The 25,738-nt window shown below is 27.6% G+C and carries 20 protein-coding genes and 1 riboswitch; all 20 genes read left to right on the plus strand.

Going from position 1 to position 25,738, the window contains the following annotated elements:
* Positions 1-1,050, plus strand: a complete 1,050-nt coding sequence (locus Tmeso_RS09740) for a type IV pilus twitching motility protein PilT (RefSeq protein ID WP_099190660.1) — start codon at positions 1-3, stop codon at positions 1,048-1,050.
* A gap of 3 nt (positions 1,051-1,053) precedes the next feature.
* On the plus strand, positions 1,054-2,274 hold the full coding sequence (locus Tmeso_RS09745) for a type II secretion system F family protein (RefSeq protein WP_334293201.1): 1,221 nt from the start codon (positions 1,054-1,056) through the stop codon (positions 2,272-2,274).
* Between the two features lie 235 nt (positions 2,275-2,509).
* Positions 2,510-2,593, plus strand: a riboswitch (cyclic di-GMP riboswitch).
* Positions 2,594-2,782: 189 nt separating this feature from the next.
* On the plus strand, positions 2,783-3,157 hold the full coding sequence (locus Tmeso_RS09750) for a type II secretion system protein (RefSeq protein ID WP_099190664.1): 375 nt from the start codon (positions 2,783-2,785) through the stop codon (positions 3,155-3,157).
* Between the two features lie 95 nt (positions 3,158-3,252).
* Complete coding sequence (locus Tmeso_RS09755; protein WP_099190666.1) at positions 3,253-3,999, plus strand: prepilin peptidase; 747 nt, start codon at positions 3,253-3,255, stop codon at positions 3,997-3,999.
* 19 nt (positions 4,000-4,018) lie between these two features.
* The gene (pilM, locus tag Tmeso_RS09760) at positions 4,019-5,077 is read left to right on the plus strand and encodes a type IV pilus assembly protein PilM (RefSeq protein WP_187296301.1); all 1,059 of its coding nucleotides are present in this window, start codon (positions 4,019-4,021) and stop codon (positions 5,075-5,077) included.
* A gap of 10 nt (positions 5,078-5,087) precedes the next feature.
* Positions 5,088-5,648 (plus strand): PilN domain-containing protein, encoded by a 561-nt coding sequence (locus Tmeso_RS09765; RefSeq protein ID WP_099190671.1) that lies wholly within the window; start codon positions 5,088-5,090, stop codon positions 5,646-5,648.
* Complete coding sequence (locus Tmeso_RS09770; protein ID WP_145993151.1) at positions 5,648-6,898, plus strand: hypothetical protein; 1,251 nt, start codon at positions 5,648-5,650, stop codon at positions 6,896-6,898. Before Tmeso_RS09765 ends, Tmeso_RS09770 begins: the two co-directional genes overlap by 1 nt.
* Positions 6,895-7,746: a PilW family protein gene (locus Tmeso_RS09775; RefSeq protein ID WP_099190675.1), complete on the plus strand. Its 852-nt coding sequence runs from the start codon at positions 6,895-6,897 to the stop codon at positions 7,744-7,746. Before Tmeso_RS09770 ends, Tmeso_RS09775 begins: the two co-directional genes overlap by 4 nt.
* A gap of 12 nt (positions 7,747-7,758) precedes the next feature.
* The gene (locus tag Tmeso_RS09780; protein ID WP_099190677.1) at positions 7,759-10,089 is read left to right on the plus strand and encodes a pilus assembly PilX family protein; all 2,331 of its coding nucleotides are present in this window, start codon (positions 7,759-7,761) and stop codon (positions 10,087-10,089) included.
* A 20-nt stretch (positions 10,090-10,109) separates the two neighbouring features.
* Positions 10,110-10,613: a PilW family protein gene (locus tag Tmeso_RS09785; RefSeq protein ID WP_099190679.1), complete on the plus strand. Its 504-nt coding sequence runs from the start codon at positions 10,110-10,112 to the stop codon at positions 10,611-10,613.
* 16 nt (positions 10,614-10,629) lie between these two features.
* On the plus strand, positions 10,630-14,709 hold the full coding sequence (locus tag Tmeso_RS09790) for a VWA domain-containing protein (RefSeq protein WP_187296302.1): 4,080 nt from the start codon (positions 10,630-10,632) through the stop codon (positions 14,707-14,709).
* 325 nt (positions 14,710-15,034) lie between these two features.
* Entirely contained in the window at positions 15,035-16,102 is a 1,068-nt protein-coding gene (locus tag Tmeso_RS16855) for a YecA family protein (RefSeq protein WP_099190683.1), read from the plus strand.
* 152 nt (positions 16,103-16,254) lie between these two features.
* On the plus strand, positions 16,255-16,632 hold the full coding sequence (locus tag Tmeso_RS09800; RefSeq protein ID WP_099190685.1) for a hypothetical protein: 378 nt from the start codon (positions 16,255-16,257) through the stop codon (positions 16,630-16,632).
* Positions 16,633-16,722: 90 nt separating this feature from the next.
* Complete coding sequence (locus Tmeso_RS09805; RefSeq protein WP_099190687.1) at positions 16,723-18,705, plus strand: methyl-accepting chemotaxis protein; 1,983 nt, start codon at positions 16,723-16,725, stop codon at positions 18,703-18,705.
* A gap of 116 nt (positions 18,706-18,821) precedes the next feature.
* On the plus strand, positions 18,822-19,148 hold the full coding sequence (locus Tmeso_RS09810) for a hypothetical protein (RefSeq protein WP_099190689.1): 327 nt from the start codon (positions 18,822-18,824) through the stop codon (positions 19,146-19,148).
* Positions 19,149-19,208: 60 nt separating this feature from the next.
* Positions 19,209-19,385, plus strand: coding sequence for an aspartyl-phosphate phosphatase Spo0E family protein (locus Tmeso_RS09815; protein WP_099190691.1), 177 nt, complete (start codon positions 19,209-19,211; stop codon positions 19,383-19,385).
* Between the two features lie 135 nt (positions 19,386-19,520).
* Positions 19,521-21,119 (plus strand): NAD(P)/FAD-dependent oxidoreductase, encoded by a 1,599-nt coding sequence (locus tag Tmeso_RS09820; RefSeq protein ID WP_099190693.1) that lies wholly within the window; start codon positions 19,521-19,523, stop codon positions 21,117-21,119.
* A gap of 124 nt (positions 21,120-21,243) precedes the next feature.
* Positions 21,244-22,872 carry a Na/Pi cotransporter family protein gene (locus Tmeso_RS09825; protein ID WP_242967908.1) on the plus strand — a complete coding sequence of 543 codons (1,629 nt, stop codon included), beginning with the start codon at positions 21,244-21,246 and terminating at the stop codon, positions 22,870-22,872.
* 242 nt (positions 22,873-23,114) lie between these two features.
* Positions 23,115-23,948, plus strand: coding sequence for a carbon-nitrogen hydrolase family protein (locus Tmeso_RS09830; protein ID WP_099190695.1), 834 nt, complete (start codon positions 23,115-23,117; stop codon positions 23,946-23,948).
* 90 nt (positions 23,949-24,038) lie between these two features.
* A complete protein-coding gene (locus tag Tmeso_RS09835) occupies positions 24,039-25,391 on the plus strand; it encodes a glucose-6-phosphate isomerase (protein ID WP_099190697.1) in 1,353 nt (450 codons plus the stop codon).
* Positions 25,392-25,738 lie beyond the last annotated feature (347 nt).

Genomic DNA, 25,738 nt, shown 5'->3' on the forward strand with positions numbered 1-25,738 from the left:
ATGAATATGTATGATTTACTTCAAAAAACAATAGAATTAGGCGCATCAGACCTTCATATAACAGTTGGATTTCAACCTGTTATGAGGATAAATGGAGAACTTAGTAAATACGGAGAAGATATATTATTACCAGATGATAATTTGAATTTAGTAAAGCAAATACTAGATGATGAAAAGTTTGAGAAATTAGAGGAAAAAGGGGAATTGGATACATCAGTTTCTTATCATAAATTAGGAAGATTCAGAGTAAATATATTTAAACAAAGAGGAACGTATTGTATGGCTATAAGATCTGTAGCTTTAGAAATACCAAGCATTGAAAAACTAGGACTTCCACCAGTTATAAAGGAATTAGCTAAAAAACAAAGAGGTCTTGTTCTTGTAACAGGCCCTACAGGAAGTGGGAAGTCAACAACACTCGCATCAATTATTGATTACATAAATAAAAACAGAAGCGCTCACATATTGACATTAGAGGATCCCATAGAATATCTTCACAGACACGATAAAAGTATAGTTAATCAAAGAGAGATAGGGACTGATTCAAAGTCTTTTTCAGATGCTTTAAGAGCATCTTTAAGACAGGATCCTGATGTTATATTAGTTGGAGAAATGAGAGATTTGGAAACAATATCAATAGCTCTAACAGCAGCAGAAACAGGACACTTAGTATTTTCAACACTTCATACTATAGGTGCTGCTAAAACTATAGATAGAATAATAGATGTTTTTCCATCACATCAACAGGATCAAATATTAGTACAGTTATCTGCGGTTCTTGAAGGGGTAGTATCTCAACAATTGATCCAAAAAGAAGATGGAAGTGGGAGAGTTGCAGCCCTTGAGGTAATGGTAGCAACTACAGCAATAAGGAACCTTATAAGAGAAGGCAAAACACATCAAATACAAACATCTATACAAACAGGGACTAAATTTGGAATGCAGACTATGGATAATGATTTAACGAACTTATATTTAAAAGGTATTATATCGAAGGAATCATTACTAACTTATGCAATAGATAAGGATATGGTTATTAGATATATATAGGGGGTGAATATATTGCCCAATTATAAGTATAGTGCTATAGATAAATCGGGTAAGAAGGTTGAAGGAAAGTATACAGCTAATTCAAAGGAAGAAGTTCTGACAATGTTAAGACAGAACAATTATTATCCTATGAAAGTAGAAGAAGATAAAGGAAGTAAAGAGATAAAAATAGGAGATTCTTTGAGAAAAATAAAAACTAAAGATATAGCAATTTTTTGTAGACAGTTTTATACATTATTAAATGCAGGTATTACAATAATAAACTGTTTGGAGATTTTAAGGCTTCAAACTGAGAATAAGAAATTTTCAAAAGTTATTGGAGATGTTCATGATGATGTTCAAAAAGGACTTACATTCTCAGAAGGTCTTAAAAAACAAAAACATGTATTTCCAGAATTACTTATTAATATGGTAGAAGCAGGAGAAGTAAGTGGTAACTTAGATGTAATAATGGAGAGAATGTCTTTTCACTATGAAAAGGAAAATAAAATTAATAATAAAATAAAGGGTGCTATGGCATATCCTATAATATTAAGTATCGTAGCAGTTGTTGTAGTAACATTTTTATTAACATTTGTTATGCCTACCTTTGTAGGTATGTTTGAAAGTAGTGGGGTTGAACTACCTCTTCCAACTAGAATACTTCTTGCTATAAGTAATACTATTAAAAATTACTGGTATATACATTTATTAACACTTTTTGTCGCAATTTATGCTATAATAAAATATGCAAAAAGTGAAAGAGGAAAGATACTAATAGGAATTATAAATTTTAGAATACCTATAGTTAAGGGAGTAACACAAAAAATAATAACATCAAGATTTACAAGAACATTATCTACATTACTATCAAGTGGAGTACCTCTAATACAAGCACTTGAAATTGTAGCAAAGATTGTAGGTAATATAATCGTAGAAAAAGGAATAATTGAAGCTAAAGAAGAGGTTAGAAAAGGTATAGACCTTGCGAGTCCTCTTGAAAAGATAGGGGTATTTCCACCAATGGTTACTTCTATGATAAAGATAGGAGAAGAATCAGGTTCTCTTGATGAGATACTAGAGAAAACAGCTGATTTTTATGATGAAGAATTAGAAACGGCATTGGGGCAGATAACAACATTGATTGAGCCGATTATGATTATTGTTATGGGTGGTATAGTTGGATTTATAGTTGTGGCTATGATGTTACCAATGTTTGATATGATGAATACGATAGATATGTAAAATTTACATAGCATTTTAAGCGTGAAACTAAAATTATTCATTTTTTTCTCTTGGGTTAAATAGTCATTTTAATTAAACATATAAGGGTAAATAACTATTTAAAAGTCGTTCAAAAAATGAATAATTCTTAGTTTCTTTGATAGGATTTTAATGTGGATTTTTAACTTTATTAGTAAAAGTAATTTGATTAAGAAATTTTAACGAAAAAACTTGTTTTAAAGTTAACTTTAAGACTGTATATATTGGAAACTGTGAAGCGTCTTCTGTATTTGGGCACCTGGAGGATGTGGAGTGAGTGGTGCAACCGACCGCCAAGTATTGAGCAATTATATTGTTTAAGTATTTGGCTTTTGCTTTATATTTAGGATGATTACAATATTTTAAATTTAAGTATATTATTGGCAAGGTAACAAAAGTATCAAGTATTTAAGGCAATAGAGTCGTAAGACTTGTTGGTGGCATGAGGAAATGTGTAATGTTATACGAGGTTTTGAAAGGAGGTGAAATTATGATAAAAGCGATTAAAAAAAGATTAAAGAATAAAAAAGGTTTTACATTAGTTGAATTAATAGTTGTAATTGCCATATTAGGTATTTTAGCCGCTATAATGGTACCAAAATTTACAGGGTTTAACACAAAAGCTAAACAACAAGCAGATGTGGCTAATATAAAAATAATACAGAATGCAGTTGAAGTGTACGAAGCTGAAAAAGGTCATTATCCTACAACTGCAACGCAAATGACTAACTTAGTTGATGATTATTTAAAAGGAAGCGTTCCTGTGGCTCAAGAAGATACTACTGAGGAATTTTATATGGGAACAGATGGGAAAGTTGAACTTAAAGCAGCAGCTGAAACGGGTGATTTAGAAGTAACAAAATAAGAAGAATATAGCATCTAGTTAAAAGATATACAAACTATATACAAATAGCACAGTAGGAATATTGTGTTATTTGTATATATAAGGAGTTTATAATAATGAATTTTATAATGTTAACCCTAGGCCTTCTCATAGGCTCATTTTTAAATGTATGTATATATAGAATACCAAGAAGCGAATCAATTTCATTTCCACCGTCTCATTGTCCAAAATGTAGAACTAATCTAAAACCCATCGATTTAATCCCAGTAATAAGCTTTATTTGGACAAGGGGTAAGTGTAGATATTGTAGAGAAAAAATATCCATGAGATATCCTATTGTTGAGATATTAAATGCTCTAATTTATTTAATATTATATCTAAAGTTTAGTATAACCATCTTATTCATAAAATATGCTCTTTTATCTAGTATTCTTGTAGTTATAAGTTTCATAGATTATGATTATCAAATTATACCTGACGAAGTCATAATATTTGGAATAATACTAAGTTTTATTATACATATAGGATATAATTTTAAAGGCAATATGTGGGATGGGATTGCAGGATTACTTATAGGTGGAGGATTGTTTTTGATTATTGCACTAGTAACTAATGCTATGGGTGGTGGAGATATCAAGCTCATGGGGATGTTAGGATTTAGTTTGGGATATAAATATATTCTTTTGATAACTTTATTATCTTTCATCATAGGTGCAATTGTATCGTTGATATTAATATCTTTAAAAATAAAAAGCAGAAAAGATTTTATTCCGTTTGGGCCTTTTATAGCCATGGCGGCTTTTGTAACAATTTACTATGGAAATGAAATGATAAATTGGTATATACTCAAGATAATAAGCTAGATTAATAGGGGGGATAGACTTGTTTAATAACAAAGTTTTGTCTATAGACATAGGAAGTAAAAATATAAAAATAGTAGTAGGAAAGCAAAGTAAAAATACTGTATTAGTTGAAAAAGCAGTTATGATAGAAACTCCTCCTAATTCATATAAAGATGGAAATATATTAAATATAGAAAAATTAAAATCTGTTATAACTGAATATATACAAAGTCAAAATATAAAAACTAAAAAGACAATTTTTACAGTGCAGAGTACATTGATTATAAACAGAGAAATAACATTACCTGTTGCTAAAAAAGAAGAAGAAATGGATACAATGGTAAGATTTGAAATAGAGCAGTATTTACCAATTATGTTTGATGAGTATGTAATAGAGTACAAAATTTTAGAAACTTTTATTGAAGAAGGTATAAAAAAAGGAAGAATAATTGTAGCGGCACTTCCTAAAACAATAGCAGAAGATTGTTTGAAATTTATAAAAGAATTAAATTTAACTCCTGTAGCTTTAGATATGAATTCAAATGCTATATCTAAATTATGTGAATCAGAGGTTATAATTAATGATGAAAATTCCAGTTTAGATAAAACTGTTGCGGTTATAGATATAGGGCATAATCATATAAATTTGAATATGATTTCTAATGGAATAGTAGAATTTAGTCGGATTATACCTGTTGGAAGTAATGAAATAGATATAAATATTGCAAATATGCTTAATCTATCATTAGAAGAAGCTGAAAAAAGAAAAATAGAAAATTCTAATTTAAATAATAACAATAGTCTTATTTCATTAGAAATGTTAAATGATGTAGTAAAAGACTCTGTTAATAATTGGATACAAGAAATTAGAAGATTATTCAGATATTATGAAAATACAAAAAGAGACAATAGAATAGAAGAAATATATTTATATGGTGGAGGATCACAGACTAAAGGATTAGAAGATTACTTTAAAAAAGAATTAAATATTGAAGTTGCAAAAATAGAAAAAATGTCCAATATAAAGCTTGGAAAAGAAGAACAAGATATAAAGCTTAGTCAATATTTAAATTGTATAGGATCAATTATACGAAAGTAGGTAGAGTGACATGAGAGATTTTAACTTTTTTTCACCATATATAGACCAAAACAAGAAATCAAAGAACAATAATATATTGATATTTTCAAGTGTAATTATACTAATTATATGTATGTGTGGATTTACAGTATACACAAATAATAAAATTAAAAAATTAGAAGCAGAAAAAGCATATTATCAAGAGTATCTAGATTCGGAAAAAGTAGTTACAGATTTAAAAAAAGTAAATGAGAAAAAAAGAAAAATAGATATTATGAAAAAATACTATAGCGAAGTAAGTAATCTTAGCATAGACATGAATAAATCAGATAAAATCAATACTATTTTAATGGATAGAATATCTTCGAAACTACCTACAAATTTATTTTTAAAGTCTATGAATATAGACGGATTAAATGTAACTATACAGGGAGTATCAATGAATAGAACATCTATAGGGGAACTTGAATATAATTTGAAGCAATTAGAAATATTCAACTTTGTACATATATCTAATATAAACAAAGAATCAGATGAATCTCAAAACTTCACATTTGCCTTAAAGTGTATACTGAAGGGCGGTGAAATGTAGTGAAATTAACTACAAGAGAAAAAATCATGCTAATAATATTAGGGTTAATGCTTATTATAGGAGGATATTACAAATTTATATTAAGTCAACAGCTTATAAAGCTTGATAATATTGAGCAAGAGGTAATAGATAAAAAAGCTGAGGTTGAAAGAGTTAAATTAGAAATATCTGAGAATAGTCCTGTGCATAAAAACTTTAAAATTATAAATGCTAAAATAAAATCAATGACAAAACCTTTATTCCCAAGTATAAATCAAGAAAAAATAATAGTAATCTTAGATGAGATGCTTGCAGATGCTAACTTAGAAGGTAATTCGATTAGTTTTTCTGAGATAGATGTGAATGAAATTGATGTAAAAAAAGAAGAAGAAAAAGATAAAACTTATTTAATAAAAAATCTATTAGAAGAATATAAAGGTAATAAGAAAGAAAAAAATAATGAAGTAAGTAATGAAAATCAAGAAAATACAGAAAAACCAGATGAAAATAAGAGAGAAACTGAAAAAATGACTGCAACAATTAGTTATAAAGGAAAATATAAAGATATAATTAATTTTTTAGAACAAATAGAAACTTATGATAAAAAAATACTTGTAAGTAGTATTTCAATATCTAAATCTAAAGAAAATAATACGGATGAAGAAGGAATTGTAACTGATGACAATAGTATAACAGGAAGTATTGCATTAGATTTTTATTCTGTTCCAAAAATTCATGAACAGGACGAAGAGTATTTAAAGTGGGATTTTGATAATGGATATGGTAAAGATGACCCGTTTGTTCCTTTTAGTGGGTACTCTGAATATAATAAGAATAACAATATAGTTGTAAATAATGATTTTATTATGACTGTAAAGCCTATATCCTCAGATTTGCCTACTGTTATAATGGGAAGGGCGATGGATAAGCTAGGTAGAAGTTATGTATACGCGGATAACCAAAATTTTGAAAATGTAGAATTTCAAATAGTTCAAGTTGATAAAAAATATTACTATAAATATAAAACTCAAGGAGAAGCTTACCCGCAAGATTATGAAAATGATATGATTGAATTTGACCCACATGGAACTACTGTAAATCTGAATATTATAAGTAATAAAAGGAATGGTCCTGAAGATAATAGTGGTATAAATTTATCCTTAATAAATAAAACAAATCTAAAATTAAATGTAAAAGTTGATTATGAAGATGATAAAAATCCTAGAGTAAAAGTAGTTAATAAGCTTGGAAGTGTTAAGGTGATAAAATGATAAAATCTAATAAAGGATTGACGTTGGTTGAACTTATTGTCAGTTTAGCAATACTTGGAATTATTATTGTGCCTCTTTCTACTTTTTTTGTGAATACAATAAAAATAAATAAAGACTCAGAAGATAGGCTGAAAGCAAATCAGTTAGCTGAAAAATATATCGAAAAGACAAAATTTAGTGATAGTATAGTTCATGAAAATAATAAGTTAACTATAAATACAAGTGATAATGGCTTTACAATAGATACTACTGCTCAACATAATGACAGTGTTGTAACTTATAAGAAAGATGAAGGAGATTTTGTAGTATATAAAAAAGTAGAGACGCTAAAACATAAAATAAAAGAAGAAGATAAAAGTGAAGAACGATCAATAACATATCATGGAGAAATGAAAATAGAAAAAGATAATGATACACAAGATAAAATTGTTTTTGAAGATAATACAGAAGAATATATTGAAGAAAACGAAACCATAAAAATAGATGTACAAAAATATTCAGATACAGAAATAACTATAGCTTTTAACAACAAAAAGAAAACGGTAAATAATATAGATTTAAGTAACGAAGATATCAATATAAAACTAAACTGTAATGGAAATAAAAAAATAAATTTACAAGTATCTAGTTTGAATGAACCAAAAACTAATATATATATTATAAATTCTAAAGATAGCAATAATGAAATGATCATAGAAAAATCAATAGGAAAAGTATATATACATAAGAATATTTATGATAATACAGTAGCAAAAGAAGAAAATAATTGGGTATATAAAATTACAATAACAGTACAAAAAAATAATAGAGAAATAACAAAATTAGTAGCACTAAAAAAGATAGATTAGGGGTAGATATGTATGATAAGAAAAATTTTAAAATCCCAAAGAGGATCTACCTTAATAATGGTATTAATGAGTTTATCGGTACTTAGTATTTTAGGGACAGCTATAATGTCATCGGCTGTAATGAATTTAAAAGTAAAGATGCATGATAAAAGACAAAAAACATCATTCTATTTATCAGAAGCAGGGCTTGAAGAAGCTTATGGTATTATGGTGCATGAAGTTGATGAAGCAATTAAAGCTGGAAATAAAAAAGTTAAAGATAGTTTACCAAAGTTTATAAGTGATGAAAGAGCAAAAGAACATAAAGAACCAATAGAAGACTCTATAGACAGTGTGTTTATAGATGGAGATGGAAGTGTAAATAAAGAAAATATAAAGATAAAAATGCAACAATGGTTTGCTCAGGGGTATACTGACTATTTTAATAAAAAAGATGCTAAAGATACTAGTGTAAACGATCTTAAAGAACAATTAGTAAAACCTGATAATTATTCTATTTTAGATAGTAATATAGATTCATCAAAACCAAATATTGTTGTAGAAAAAATAGATGAATATCCTAATGTTCCACCAATGAAAAAAGATATAATACAAACACAATTAGACAGTTATAATGAAGATTTAAAAAAGTATATGAAAGAAGATAATAATAAATTTAAATTTACATTAGTTTCTCAATTCACTCATGAAAGTATTAATAAACAGATTAAGAGTACATTTTCTATATCAATACCAGAGTATAATACTCCGTACTACATAGGAAATGAAGTACTAACATTAAAAGAAAATATACTTTGGACAAATGCTTTAATATCAGATAAAGATATAATTATAACTGGAAATAATGTAAATGTAAACGGGGATATATATGCATATGGAAATACAGATAAACATATCAAAGAAAGAGGCATTATAGTAGGAGAAAATAACAAATCAGGTAAATTAACTGTAAATGGAAATGTGATAACAGGTAGTTATATTCAAACAAAATCCAACAATTCTAATATAACTATAAAAAATGGAGATGTATATTGTAATAGTTTAGTTATACCGGATTCACAAGAAAATTGTGATATAAATATAGGTGAAGAAAAAAATACAGCAGATGTTAATACTATTGATGACATAGAGTTAAATGGAAAGAAATCACACATAAATATTTATGGAAGTTACTATGGATTTTCTGATGGTTCACATTCCGATACACATGAAGAAAGCAGTAGTATTGTTATTAATAGTGATGATATAGGAGAACAAAATGGTTCTAGTATAAAAATAACTGGAAAATATACGCGAGATAACAAAGACATAGTAGATGATAATAAAGGGATATTTATTGGAGGAACTGTATATATAAATTTAGCTGATGGTGATTATCAAACAGGAGAAAGTGTATCTGTAAAAGGAAACTATAGAGCATATACAGAAAAAATAGAAGATACAAATAGTGAATATTATTATAGTAATGATAAAGACCAGAGTAAAGTAAGTTTTAAATATCGTTCTCCTTTAACTTTAGTACATAAAAAGGATGGGACAGATTTTCAAGCAAGGGATTTGGCTAGATATATAAAAGAAATAAATACAACTAAAGGAGATAATTTTCTAAACTTAGGAAATAGAAATATAGACATTGATATTAAAAATGTAAAATATTCGATCGGTGCTTATATTGATAGTACATCAAAATTAAATGAATCTACCTCTGGTTCTCTTGATTATGAGACTTTATTTAAAGAAAAATTTAAAGAATATAAGCATTATGTAAATACAATAGGAGATTCACAAATTAGTTTAGATGACAATCAAATAGATAGTAAATTGAATATAGAAGAAAGATTTAATTTTAAAAAAGACATAGTAAAAAATAAAGAAAATAAAGAAATATATATTGCAAATTCAAATCAAAACCAATCTATTTATATAGTAGGTCCTGATTCAAGTGAATCACGATCTGATTCTGACTACACCATACAACCTTCAGATGGAGTATTAAAAGGAATAATAGTTACTAAAGGTGATGTTTATATATCAGGAAAAATAAACTTTACAGGAATGATAGTAGCAAAAGGAAATATATATATACAAGATGATGAAGAAAAAATATTTACTAATGACTACAAAACAAAATTTAATAATAATTATGTTATTAATAAAATAGCTGAAGATATAAAAATAATAACAGAAGGAACCCAAATAGGAGATTTATTTACTCAAGATTCAGGATGGAGTAAAGAAATAAACGTATATTTAGACAATATGGGTGTAGATAGTGATATAAAAGCTTATTACAAATTTTCTGATTTAATAAATATTACAGATTGGGAAAAAATAAAAAATTAGTTTCAAAGAAGGGTTGAAAAATGAAATATCTTTTTAATAAAAAAGGATTTACATTAATAGAGTTACTTATAGTTTTAGCAATAGCATCGATTGTAATTGGAGTTGTAGGATCATTTTTTATATCAAATTACAGATTGTTTTTTAAAGCAGATGACCAAATAACAGTACAGGATCAAGCTCAAAATGCAATGACTAAAATTATAGATAAAATAAGAGAAACAGAGGGTATATATTCAATAGAAGGAGAAAAAGACTCAATAACTAGGTATTATAAAGTAGATAAAATTATATTTAAAAATATACCAGATAATTTATTACTTAAGTTTAATGATGAGACAATATTTTATGGATATGGAGAGCCGGTGAATAAAGCAATATCTGGGAATATCGAAAATTTTGAAATGAGACTTATTCCGAATACGTCGAATTATAAAGATAGTAAAGGTATTGAAATAAAAATTAAAGCAAAAAAGAATAAATCTGAAGTTGAAATTATAGATGAAGTTTATTTTAGAAATAAATAAAAATAGGAGGGGGAGTATGGAAAAAAAATTTAAAAAAATAATTAGTATTTGCGTCATAATGTGTATGATTATTACAACCTTTACACCTGTTTATGGAAATCCTAATAAAGATGAAAAAATAAGTGGTTATGTGTGGGAAGATGTGAATGAAAACGGAATATGGGATTCAGGAGAAAAAGGAGTAGAGGATATAATTATTTATTCTTACAATGGGAACGCAGATAAAAAAGAATGGAATTATAGAACAACTTCATCTTCAAATGGATATTATAGTGTTTCGGCTAAAAATTCTGGTAAGGATAATATAATAAAGGTAGATTTAGAGGAACTGAATAATAGAGGATATGAATTAACAACAAATAAGTATGATTCAAAAGTAAATCCTACAAATGGAAAATCATATAAAATGAAACCTTCAACAGATATACATATAGGATTAGTAAAAATAAAAGAAGATACATCACCATCTAATTTAATGGATATTAGTAGATCTATTGATGAGGTGAAAATGAAAAAAGAAGATTATTTTGATATTAGATATACTATAACACCTAAGCCAATTCTTAGAGAACAGGATAGTAGTAAGAAGGATATAATATTAATTATTGATACTTCAGGAAGTATGAGATGGATTCCAACACAAAATAGAGAACCTTATTATTATAATGAAACTTCAAGATTGACCATAATGAAAAATGTTGCTAAAAATTTTGTAGATAAATTCGAGAACTCACAGAATTTCAATATTGGATTAGTAGAATATAGTAGTTATGCTAGTAAAGTAAGTGATATCAAATCTGTTCCATCTAGAGCGCAAAATCTAAAAAATAGTATAGATGGATTAGGTGTAAATGGAGCCACTAATATAGGAGATGGAATTAGGATTGCGAAATCAATGCTTGATGCAGATACATCTGCAAAAGAAAAATATATTATTTTAATGACTGACGGAGTAGCTACAGCTTATAGTAAAGATATAAATGGAAGTCGCAATTATAGTGATGTTACGGACGTATATAATTCTGATTCGAGCTACAAGGGAAAATATTATAGACGTTTAGATGATTATATGGGTTCAAATATAAATGATATTATATATCATAATAAATTAGATGAATTTAGAACAGCATATTATTTAAAAGATTACTTAAGTTATTTAGGAAATCAGCAAGGGGATGAGGCATCCTTAAATTATGCAAAAAATGTAGTAGATGAAAAAATTAAAAAATCAGATGATATAACATCCTTTTTTGTAGTAGGATTTGGTTCAGGAGCGGGTAGTAGTAATGAAGAAATAGCAAATACTGCAGGAGCAAAAGGACAGTATTATTCTACACAAAATAGTAGTACTCTACAAAAGTTATATGATCAATTTGCAGAAGGAATTTTAAACTCTATTTCAGGGAAGATACATTTTGAAGAAACTATTACTGCACAAAATAATGAACAAGTAAGGGACATTTTACATACAGATAATTTGCCGGAAAGTTTTCATGTAGATAATAACAAGATAATAGGAGATATGGATATAACGTATAAGCTAAATCAAGAAAAGACATTATATGTAGCAGATCCTGTTTCATTTACGGTTCGATACAAATTAGATAGACAAGGCATATATACTTTTGGAGATAACAAAAATTCTTTTGCAAATATAGATATTCTAGATAAAAGTGATAAAAAATATTTAGAAGCCTTGAGCATTGAGATAAAGGATAAGCCGGAAAAACCTATATTTACCCAAACTCCAACTACATGGACAAATCAAAATGTTGAAGTAAGCATTCAGTACTCTAATGATTCTGAGATAAGAGAGTATAAAATTGATGATAACCCATGGCAAACATATAACGAGCCAATTACTGTAACGAGTAATGCAATAATTCAAGCTAGAGGAGTAGATGAATTAGATCAATATTCCATAAATAGTTTAAGTATAACAAATATAGATAAAGTACAGCCTACAGGGAATATTAATATTACACCAACTACAAATCAAGATGTAACATTGACTTTAATAGCAAATGATATAGGATCTGGTGTGAAAAGTGTACAAAAACCAGATGGAACATGGGTAGAAGGAGATACCACAACGTATAAAGTATCTGAAAATGGAACATACACGTTCAATATTGTAGATATAGCAGGAAATACAGGGACTGCAACAGCAACAGTAAATAATTTAAAGAAAAATTTACCTGAAATTAATATAAAAGTAAGAGATACTTTAGGGGATAGGAATACACTTAATATACCTTCTACAAATGCGGATAGGAAGGTTGATAAAATAGATCTATCTATAGGACTTCAAGGAGATGCTTATGCTGATATAAGTGTGAAGGGGGAAAATGTAGACTTTTTTGAATATCAATTTATAAAAAATTCAAAAACGCCTACAAATGATTGGGAGAGTATAAAATTAAATGGAGAAACTATAAATCAAGATGTTGTTAAAGAAAAACAAGGATATTTAAATAAAAGAAGTTATGACGTAAGTCATATGAAGACTATGCAGAATAAATCAGATTGGAATAACCCAGAATTAGTTTTTGAATCTCCATTTGATGCGACAGTATATAAACCTACAACATATTCGACAACTTCATCAGAATATGGTAAATGGGAAGAATATAAAAAAGAAGATGGGACTAAAGAAAAAAGATGGATTACAAATTCAGTATTTATGAATGAGATGGATATAGCTTGGTCTAGTGGAAATATAAACTTAGATTATAAAGAAGCATCAAAATTCTGGGGGTATATTAAAGTTCCTAAGGATGGAAATTATAAATTTGGAATGAACTCAGATGATGGATGTAAAGGCTATATAACAGTTGGTGGAAATACAAAGAAATTTGTTGATATGTTTAAAGTACAAGGGTCAAGATTTGGAAGCTCTAATGAAGGCTATGACTTAAAAGCAGGTGAATATTATCCGATTTATCTGGAATACTTTAACTGGGGCGGAAGGGCCCACTTTCAAATGGTCTATAGTGATAATAAAACAATAAATAAAAATTCAGCAATAGTTCCATCAGATTGGTTATATCCATCTAAAGATAATTCACCAGGAGAATATGCTACAACTATATTTACTGGAAATGAAGGGGTAAAATTCCCAACTGAATCAGGAGATTACTATATCGCCTTTAGAACAGGAAAAGATGGAAATGTTATTAGAGAAGGGATATATGGAGCATTTACAGTAGAAGAAAAAACAGAGCTTACAATATCTAAATCAGTTGTAGGTGGAAATCAAATAAAAGAAAAAAATAATTTTAAATTAGAATATACAATTCAACCTCCAAAAGAAATACCAGCTATAAGCACTTTTAAAGAAAATGGAGTATATAAAGATAAGATATCCTTAACTAATATAAAAATAACAGATGAATATCCTCAATATATAGAAAATAATTTAACATCAGGACAAAAAATTATAAAATATATTGACGATATAGAATTCATTAAAGATACAAGTAACGGTAAAACTGTATATAGATATAACGGTGATCCAATAAAGGTTGAGGTTAATTTAAATGCTAAAAAAACAGGAAATTATCTTTTAAGTGAAGGGAATAAATCAAAAATAACTTTTACTGACTTTAATGAAAAAGCAAATAGAGAGCAGGAATTTGATTCAATTAATATAACTGTTGTTGAAGATGAAATTGAAATAACAACAGGAATGTTTATTAATGGAGAATTTAAGGAGAATAGTAATGTTAATTTAGTAAAAGGATTTGATATAGACTTAGGTGTAAAAGTTGAGAATATTAGAAATCAAGATATAATATTAGAAGTTGAAGATGAAAGTAAAATAAATATACTTAAAGATAAAATAAAGATATATGGAAGTATAGATAAAAATGACATTAATTTCAATAAGTCGCTTTCTAATATCAACATCACTACAGACGGAAAAAAAATTAAAATTGAAACTTCAAATATAGAAGATATAAAAAATTATATTGTTATATATAATGTAGAATCATTAAAAAATACATCTATAGGTTCTTCTGACATTGGCATAAAAGTTAATTTAGAAAAAGCAACACATCAAATAAATATTGTACCATTACCTAATTTAGAATAAGTTATAACATTAAAAAGAATAAAGAGTAGATAAAATCCGTATCTACTCTTTATTCTTATACATACAAGATTATTATATGATTTATAACTGTTAGATAATATTAATATCAGAACCTAAACAATAAAAGGATATCTACATACACTTATAGAAATATATATTAAGGGATATTAACAATATAACAAAAATATAGAGTGATTTTGTAGAATGTTTTGACAAACAATGATATAATACAATATTGTATCTCAATAAAGTGAAACTTAATTCAGATGGAGTTTTTGCTTTCGGATAAAAACAAATGAATAAAATGTGAGGGAGGAAACACAACTTGGTAGGAAGAAATGATTTATGTCCATGTAATAGTGGAAAAAAATATAAAAAATGCTGTTTAAATAAAGATAAAAAAAATTCTATGTTACAACAAAAAGTTGATTTTTCACAAAAGCACGATATAACTACGACTCAAAAACTATATGCTTATTCTAGAAAAGATAAATTCTATGATGAATATATTAATGCTCAACACAAATTTTATATCGTAGACGATAAAGAAATAAATTCTAAATTCAATTCATTCTTTAATACATATTACCTTCAAGACTATATAACTAGTGAAAATAAGACTATAGCAATATCATTCTTTGAAGAAAACAAAGATAAATTAAATATAATAGAAAAGAATATATTAAAGAGCAAATTAAAATCTTACATAACTATATATAAAATATTAAATATAGAAGAAGATAAAGCTGTACTTAAAGACTTAATACTTGATAAAGAAACTTATATAGAAGATATAAATGTATTAAAAGATTTAAAAGCTGGAGAATTAATAATAGGTAGAACGGCTAATGTTGTAGAAGTAAACAAATTTATAGATACTGTATTATCTATATCTGAAAGAATAAAAGATGTTATAATAGCTGATATTAATAATATATATGAAAAGAATAAAGATGTTTATAAGCAAATGGAAACATTCCTAATATACAATACAAATATATTCTACAAATATATACAACAACTAATAGAGCCTAAAATAGGAGAATATCTAAAAGAAAAGAAAACAACTTCTAACACAGAAAATAATAATATAGAAAAACAAGTAGATACTAAAAAAATAGATGATTCTCAAGAAGTGTGTGAAGTTGAAAATCTTATAACAGAAAATATAGAAGATGCTTATAAAGAGGCGGCTTTAACTATATGGGAAGAATACAAGAATAATAACGAAGTAAAGGGAACTGAAAATGGGTGGGCTTCAGCGGTTGAATACCATGCTAAAAAAGAAGATGGAGTAAATGTAACTCAAAGTGCCATAGCTAAAAAATATAAAGTAAGTCCAAGTACTTTAGGAAAAAGATATAAAGAAATAAAATCAGTGCATAAAATATAACATAGATTATATTTTATGCACTGTGATATAATATTCATATATGGTAATTGTTTCACTAATTCAGAAACTGTAGAGTTCTTAGTTCTAGCTGTAAGAGTGTAGAGTATTTGAACTTTTAGCTTTCGGATAAATATGTAGAAAGAGGGATAATAATGAGTCTAACTTTAGGAAAAGAAATAGCTGTTTCAACTAGTTATATAAAATCAAACCCCGCTGTACCTATTTATAAAGGAGAAGAAACACTTGAAAACTTATTTGGGATGATATATCACATAGAAATAGGATTTTATGAAAAAGAAAAAGAAAAAATAAAAGAATATATTATAGTGGATTTTAAAGATTACACTTTAGCTAAAGCAGATAAAGAAGATTTACTTGATAAAGCTAGAGAGTACTGTAAAATAAAAGGAAAAGATTTAGAATCTAATGTTGAAATATTCTTATTAGATAACGAAGAAACTGAAAGTTTCGTAGAAAAATTATTTGATAATATGAAATTTATAAGAGGGTTAACTACTAAAAGGGGTTAGTCCTCTTTTTATTTTAAATAAAAATAACAGAATATTCAAAATTGATTAAAAGTGATATAATTATACTAACTAAAGGGGGAGGAAATTAAAATGAATTTTAATAAGATAAGCGTAAGGTTGATTTCTGTTTCTGCACTATTAATATTGATTCCTATGATGCTAGTTGGATATTTTTCATATGATAAAGCAGCTCAAATAATTAGTCAAAGCGAGCTTAGTAAGAGTGAAACATCTATAAGACAATTGAATGATAACCTAAACTTAGAGATAGACAACAAGTACAAGATATTTCAAGGATTAGATCAATCAGTTAGAAAAACTAATGATGAGGATATATTAGAGTTATTTAAAGAGTTTAGTCAAAACAATAAAGATATTTTACTTGTTTATATAGGACAATCAGATAAAACCATGAGGACTTATCCTGAAGTTGAATTTCCTGAGGGATATGATCCAACTGAAAGAGGATGGTATATAGAAGCTATGTCTAGTGATAAGCTTGTTTGGTCAAAGACTTATGTAGATGCAGTTACAAACAAAAACGTAATAACATTATCTGTGAAATTATATGATGAGAATAATAATATAAAAGGAGTTCTAGCTGTAGATATACTACTTGATAGTATAGGGGAGTTAACAAAAAGTATAGATTTAGGAGAGGGTACAGATATTATAATAGGAGACCATGAAGGCAAAATAGCATTTTATAAAGATGAATCTAAGATTGGAACTGATTTAAAGCAGACGGTATGGGGAAAACAAATATATGAGAATAAAAATGGAAGTATAGAATATGAAGCAAAAGACGACAAAGAAATATTTAAAGGTAAAAAATACATAACATTTGACAACAATGATACTATAGGATGGCAGATAATAAGTGTATTTGATAAAGGAATAATAGAAAATGAGACTCGTTCTATTTATGAAATATCACTAATAGTGGGGATAATAACAACTATAGTATCTATTATAATAAGTATATACATATCATTTGGTATAACTAAACCCATAAATAAAATAGTAAAAAGCATGGATGAGGTTGGAAAAGGGAATTTTACTATAAAAAATAAACTGAAAACTAAAACAGAAATAAAATTAATATCACAAGGTCTTAATAATATGATAGAAAAAATAAAAAATCTAGTAATAAACGTTGAAGATATATCGAAAAGTACACACAGTATATCTTCAGATTTAGTAGACATATCTTCAACCACGGCAACGTCTATAAATGAAGTAGCTCAAGCTATAGAAGAAATAGCAACAGGAGCAACTTCACAAGCTAGTGAAACTGATGAATCACTATCAAAAATGAAGAAGCTTGGAGACTTTATAGACCAGGTATCTAATGTAGCTGAAGATATGGCTGTTGATTCGGATAAAGTAAAAAATTTCAATGAAATGGGTATTCAAACTATATTATTGTTAAAAAATAAGAATGTAGATACATTAAATATAGTTAAAAGTATTGAAAATCAGTTTAAAGAGCAGATATCAAAATCTATGCAAATAAATAATATAAGTGAAACCATAACTCAAATAGCAGAACAGACAAATCTATTAGCTTTAAATGCAACAATAGAGGCAGCTAGAGCGGGAGAACATGGTAGAGGATTTGCAGTGGTAGCTCAAGAGGTTAAAAAGCTAGCAGAAGCTACTACTCAGCAAGTAAAAGAGATTGCAGAAATAGTAAACAATATCCAAGTAGAGACTAATGAGACAAGTAAGATTATGAGTGAAGCATCATATATAATTAATGAGCAGAATGAAGTTGTAGAAAAAACAGAAAAATTATTTAAGGATATAGATGATATTACTTATGGAATGATAGAAAAAACTATTGATATAAAAGATATGTTGAAAAATATAAATGTAAGTAAAGTAGAATTCGTAGATTCTATGGAAAAAATAGCATATGTAACAGAAGAGACAGCAGCATCTACTCAGCAAGTATCTGCATATGCTGAACAACAAGTAAGAGATATAGAAAAATTGAACAATTTAGCTAAAAGTCTTAATTCAAGCATTGATGAATTGACGAGCAATATACAAGAATTCAAGATAAGGTAAAAATAAAAGTCATGTTATTATTAAAAGTAATAACATGACTTTTTAAGTATTTGCAAATAATAATATATATGATATAAACTACATATAGCATTGTTAATTAAAGAGGAGTGAATAAAATGGACATTATAGGAATAGAAGAAATACAGGCTTACGAAAACATATATCAATACAAAATATTTAAGTATGATGATATAATAGAACTAGGAAACGAAGAAAAATTTATATGTGATTTGAAATTTATACAATTAAATATAAACCCTTTGTATAAGGATAGAGGAATTGATGAAAGTGTAGGATATGCTGTCGTTGAGAATTTATCTGAAAATATAGAAATATCACACTATAGTTTCGAAAAAAAGATAAAAAATTTCATAATGCAAGAAATTCCTTTAATAAATATGAAAGAAACGTCTATAAATGTAATTTTCAGTCTAAATAAATAAAATGAAATTTGTTGATTTTTACTTCATCATAGTGTAAATTTATAAAGGGGGGCGGGTTATATGCAAAATATTAACGATTTACAGATTAATATAGAGGTAATGAGGGGAAAACTCAATAAATTGATAGAGAACAACAATTTTAAACTTGTTAATAAAGAAATAATAGATTTAAGTCAAGAATTAGATGTTTTATTAGATAATTATGTTAAAATGAAGAAAGATAGTATATTATCATGAAATAAACTAAAGCATTATATATTTACATATAAAACTTAAAAGTCCTATTTATAGATATATGGTTGATATTTATAAATAGGACTTTCAATTTGGGAATTTTTAAATAATAAAAACATATAAGAAAGGATAATAAATATGATAAGGATATCAAATATAAAGATGGATATAGATGAGGATATAAAAAATATTGAACAAAAAATATTAAAAAAATTAAGAATAAGAGAAGAAGAATTAATAGAATATACAATATTTAAAGAGTCAATAGATGCTAGAAAAAGAGGAAAAATAAACTTTATATATACAGTAGATGTTAACGTTAAACAGGAAAATAATATATTAAAAAAGATAAAAAGCAACGATGTTAGATTGAGCCCACAGTTACAGTATAATGATGTGAAAATGGGAAACAAAGAGTTAGGAGAAAGACCTGTGATTATAGGAATGGGACCTGCTGGACTATTCGCTTCATTAGTACTTGCCCAAAGAGGTTATAATCCTATAGTTTTAGAAAGGGGAATGGATGTTGATAAAAGAACAAAAGATGTAAACTTATTTTGGAGAACAGGAAAAATAAATGAAGATTCTAATGTTCAATTTGGAGAAGGAGGAGCAGGTACTTTTTCAGACGGTAAATTGACTACAAGAATAAAAGATTTGAGATGTAGAAAGGTTCTTGAAGAATTAGTTATATCGGGAGCACCAGATGAAATACTATACTCTCATAAACCCCATGTTGGAACTGATATATTAAAGGAAGTTGTAAAAAATATGAGGCAAAGAATAATAGAACTTGGTGGAGAAGTTAGATTTGATTCTAAGGTTACAGATATTAAAGTTGAAAATGACTCAATAGTTAGCGTTGAGGTAAATAATGAATATATAATAGATACTAGTATAATTATACTAGCAATAGGTCATAGTGCTAGAGATACTTATGAGATGTTAAATAATAGAAATGTAAAAATAATCCAGAAACCATTTGCTATAGGTGCAAGAATTGAACATCCCCAAGTAATGATAAATAAATCTCAGTATAAAGAGTTTTATGATCATCCAAGACTGGGAGCAGCTGATTATAGACTTATTTACCATACAGAAAAAGGAAGAACTACATACACATTTTGTATGTGTCCTGGAGGAAGCGTTATAGCATCATCGTCATCTAAAGGAGAACTTGTTACAAATGGAATGAGTGAACATTCAAGAAATAAGGAAAATGCAAATAGCGCTCTTTTAGTAAATGTAGGCCCCGAAGATTTTGAGAGTGATCATCCGCTAGAAGGTGTTTACTTCCAGCAAAAATATGAAAGGTTAGCATTTGAATTAGGAGGAAAAAACTACAAAGCACCAGTTCAACTAGTGGGCGATTTTTTAAATGATACAAAATCCACTCAAATTAAAAGTGTAAAACCTTCATATAAGCCGGGATATACTCTTACAGACCTAAGAATGTGCCTTCCAAATTTCGTAGTTGAAGCAATGAAAGAAGGTTTGGTAAATCTTGATAAGAAACTAGATGGGTTTGCACTTAATGATGCAGTACTTACAGGGGTTGAAACGAGATCATCATCTCCTATAAGAATAGTAAGAGATGAATACGGATTTGAATCTGTAAATATATCTGGACTTTATCCTGCGGGAGAAGGCGCTGGATATGCTGGAGGAATAGTATCTGCTGCGGTTGATGGAATAAAAGTAGCTGAGAGTATAATAAATAAATATAGAAAAATTTAATATGAAATTAACAATTTTAATAAAAAATTAATATTTTTAACATAAACTTAACATTCCTCTTGTTGAAATTTGATACAATTAGACAGTAAAAAAACAAAGATTACAGATTCAAGGAGGACTAATAATGGCTATAAATATAGCATTAGGTATACTAGGTGGATTAGGTTTATTTTTGTATGGAATGAATTTAATGGGAGAAGGTCTTCAAAAAGCAGCTGGAGAAAAGTTAAAGAAAATAATAGAAATGTTAACTAGTAACAGATTTATGGGAGTATTAGTTGGGGTTTTTGTTACAGCTATTATCCAAAGTAGTAGTGCAACAACTGTTATGGTAGTTGGATTTGTTAATGCAGGTATAATGCAATTAAGTCAAGCTATAGGAGTTATAATGGGAGCAAATATTGGTACTACTGTAACAGCGCAGCTTGTATCATTTGAGTTAACACAGTTAGCACCTGCTGCGGTTGGTATAGGTATGGTTATATATTTATTTGCATCTAAAGAAAAGAATAAACAATTAGCTGAAATATTAATAGGGTTTGGTATATTATTTATAGGTATGGACTTTATGAAGGAAGCTGTTAAACCTTTAAGAGAGTTCCCAGCTTTTAGAGAAATGCTAGTTGGATTTGGAAGCAACACATTTTTAGGAATTTTTATGGGATTTGGTATGACTGTTATACTTCAAAGTAGTAGTGCCGCGATGGGTATATTATTAGCACTTTCATCAGAAGGATTATTGCCACTATCATCTGCACTTCCTATATTATATGGTCAAAATATAGGAACTTGCGTAACTGCTATATTATCGAGTATAGGAGCAACAAAGAATGCTAAAAGAGCAGCTATTATGCATTTGACTTTTAATATATTAGGTACACTAATATTCGCAATTATATTAAGTAAACCAACAATTGCACTTGTAACTAAAATGAATGCAACGGATGTGACAAGACAAATAGCAAATGTACATACATTATTTAATATCGTAAATGTTATAATTTTATTCCCATTTGCTCCATTTATAGTTAAATTAGCTATGAGGTTATTACCTGAGACGGAAGATGAAAATAATAATAAGGTGACTAAATATTTAGATAGTAGAATACTTGAAACACCATCTATAGCACTCGCAAATACTATAAGAGAATGTCTACACATGGGTAATATAACTAAAAAATCTTTAGAAAATGCTATGAATGGATTCTTTAATTGGTCAAAAGAAGAAGCTAAAAAAACATTTGAAAAAGAGAAAAAGATAAATACTCTACAAAGAGAAATTATAGACTACTTAGTTAAACTATCCAATAAAGCAATATCTGGAGAAAATAGAGAAATCGTAGATGGTTTATTTAATACTGTACATGATATTGAAAGAGTAGGCGACCATGCAGACAATATTGCAGAGCTGGTTGTTGAAGCTATAGAAAAGGATATACCTTTTTCTAAGGATGCTATAGGTGAGCTAAAAGCTATGTTTGACAAGGTTATGGAAGTTTATAAAAATTCATTAAAATGCATGAAGAACAATGATATAGACTTAGCCTTTAAAATAATAAAAATGGAAGAACAAATAGATATAATGGAAAGAACATGCAGAACAACTCATATAAATAGATTAAATAAAAGCTTATGCAACCCAGAAAGTGGTATAATGTTCTTAGAAATAATAAGCAATATGGAGAGAATAGGGGATCACTCGTCTAATATAGCAAGGGCTGTAGTAGATGCACAAACTGTAAAACAATATTAATGCACAATAATTAATGGAAAATGACGTAAATTGAAATCAATTTGCGTCATTTTTTAGTATATAATTAATTATCTGAAATCTAAAAGTTCTAAAACTCATCATCTTAAGTATAGAGATAAAAACTTAACAGCTTATGGATTAGTTTACCCACAGGATAAACGCAACTAAAAATTCATCTGAATTAAGTTTCGTTTTATATACATAATAAGTATTTTATAGTTAAAAATAAGGGAGGAATATTTATGTCTAAAAAGTTTAAAATAGCTTTATGTCAGACTATGGTAAAGGATGATAAGAATTACAATTTGAATAAAGCCTTAGAATTCATAGAAGAGGCAGCTATCAATGGTGCAAATATTATTTCTTTAGGCGAGATGTTTATGTGTCCTTATAGAAATAATGCATTTAAAGAATATGCTGAAGAAGAGGAGAGTAGTAATACTTTAAAATCTATATCCCATATAGCCAAAAAACATAATGTATATGTAGTTGCAGGGTCTATTCCTGAAAAAGAAGAGGATAGATACTATAATACGTCATATGTTATAGGTAAAGACGGAAATATTATAACAAAGCATAGAAAAATACATTTATTCGATATAGATATAAAAGGTGGAGTCTATATGAAGGAATCTGATACATTCTCTTCTGGAGAAGATATAACTATATTTGATACAGAATATTGTAAAGTTGGTATTGCTATATGCTACGATATGAGGTTTCCAGAAATATTTAGAATTATGGTACAAAATGATGTGAAGCTTGTAATAGTTCCAGCAGCCTTTAACAATGTTACAGGACCTGCTCATTGGGATATTATAATAAGAAATAGAGCTGTAGACAATCAAGTATATTTTGCTGCTGTAAGTCCTGCTAGAAATTATGACGAGACTTATCTAGCTTATGGTCATAGCAGTATTTGTAATCCGTTTGGAGAAATTATAGGGCAATTAAATGAAAATGAGGACATATTGTATTCTGACATAGATTTAGAGTTTTTAGACAAGGTAAGAGAGCAATTACCTCTTTTAAAACACAGAAGATTGGACATATATGATATTAAAACAAAAAAATAAAATAAAATATAAATTATATTAGAAATTTTTGTGAAATTAATATATAATTATAATGTAATTTGAATTAATATTTACGAAGGGAGCACCAAAATGAAAAAAATAAGCTTTGGCTATAATAATGCACTTGATTTTATAAGACAAGAAGAAATCGATTTTATGCAGCCTAGTATAAAAATGGCTCATAATCTGTTACACAGTAAAAAAGGACCTGGAAATGATTTTTTAGGGTGGGTAGATCTTCCTGATAATTACGATAAAGAAGAATTTGATAGAATAAAAAAAGCTGCAAATAGAATAAAAGAAAATTCAGAAGTATTAATAGTAATAGGAATAGGTGGTTCTTATTTAGGATCTAGAGCTGCTATAGAGATGTTAGGCCATTCTTTTAGAAATAACTTAAATAAGGAAGATAGAGAGTATCCTGAAATATACTTTGTAGGAAACAATATAAGTTCTACATATATAATGGATTTAATGGATGTTATAAAGGATAAAGATATATCTGTAAATGTTATATCAAAATCAGGTACTACTACAGAACCAGCTATAAGTTTTAGAATATTCAAGGAATACTTAGAAAATAAATATGGAAAAGAAGAGGCTAAAAAAAGAATATTTGCAACAACTGATGCTAAAAAAGGAGCATTAAGACAACTTGCACAAAATGAAGGATACGAAACTTTTGTGATTTCTGATGATATTGGTGGACGATTCTCTGTATTGACAGCAGTAGGTCTTTTACCAATAGCTACAGCTGGAATTAATATAGACGAGATTATGAAGGGTGCAAATGATGCTCGTATTGATTATGACAATGAAAATTTATCGGATAATCATTGTTATCAATATGCTGCTGTTAGAAATGTTCTTCATAGAAAAGGAAAGAATATAGAACTTATGGTAAACTATGAACCTGCACTTCACTTTATAGGTGAATGGTGGAAGCAGCTTTATGGAGAAAGTGAAGGAAAAGATCAAAAGGGGATATTCCCAGCTTCAGTTGATTTTTCAACAGATTTACATTCTATGGGACAATACGTACAAGATGGAAGAAGAGATTTATTTGAAACAGTATTTAATGTAGAAACTCCAAGAAGAGAATCTATTATAAAAGAAGATGATAAGGATTTAGATGGACTTAACTATTTATCAGGAAAAACTATAGACTTTGTAAATAAAAAGGCTTTTGAAGGAACTGTACTTGCTCATGTTGATGGAAATGTTCCTAACTTAGTAATAAATATACCTAAGCTTGATGAATATAATTATGGATACTTAGTGTACTTTTTTGAAAAAGCGTGCGCTATAAGTGGATATATATTAGGAGTTAATCCTTTTGATCAACCAGGAGTTGAAGCTTATAAGAAAAATATGTTCGCACTTTTAGGCAAGCCTGGATACGAAAAAGAAAAACAGGAACTTGAAAAAAGATTAAATAAATAAAAAAAGTAGAAGAATTTTTCTTCTGCTTTTTTAGATTCTTTTATTATAGATATTACGAGCAATAATATCTATATAATTTTCTAAGTTCCTAGAGGTATAAGCTATTATTGGAATTATTAAAAACCATATAGTAATTTTAAAATTTTATCTCAATAAGAGTATTAAAAATAATATATAAATTAGTTTCGGTTTTTTTAGAAAAATATGCATTATACTAATTTATTAAGAAAATACTAAATAAAATCAAAAACATAATTTTACATGAAATTGGATATAGACAAAAAATTCATTATATATTGACAACTGTTTTCCTTGTATGCTATCATTAGATTAATAAAATTAAAAAT

This window comes from Tepidibacter mesophilus (assembly GCF_002724055.1).
Classification (GTDB): Bacteria; Bacillota; Clostridia; order Peptostreptococcales; family Peptostreptococcaceae; genus Tepidibacter_A; species Tepidibacter_A mesophilus.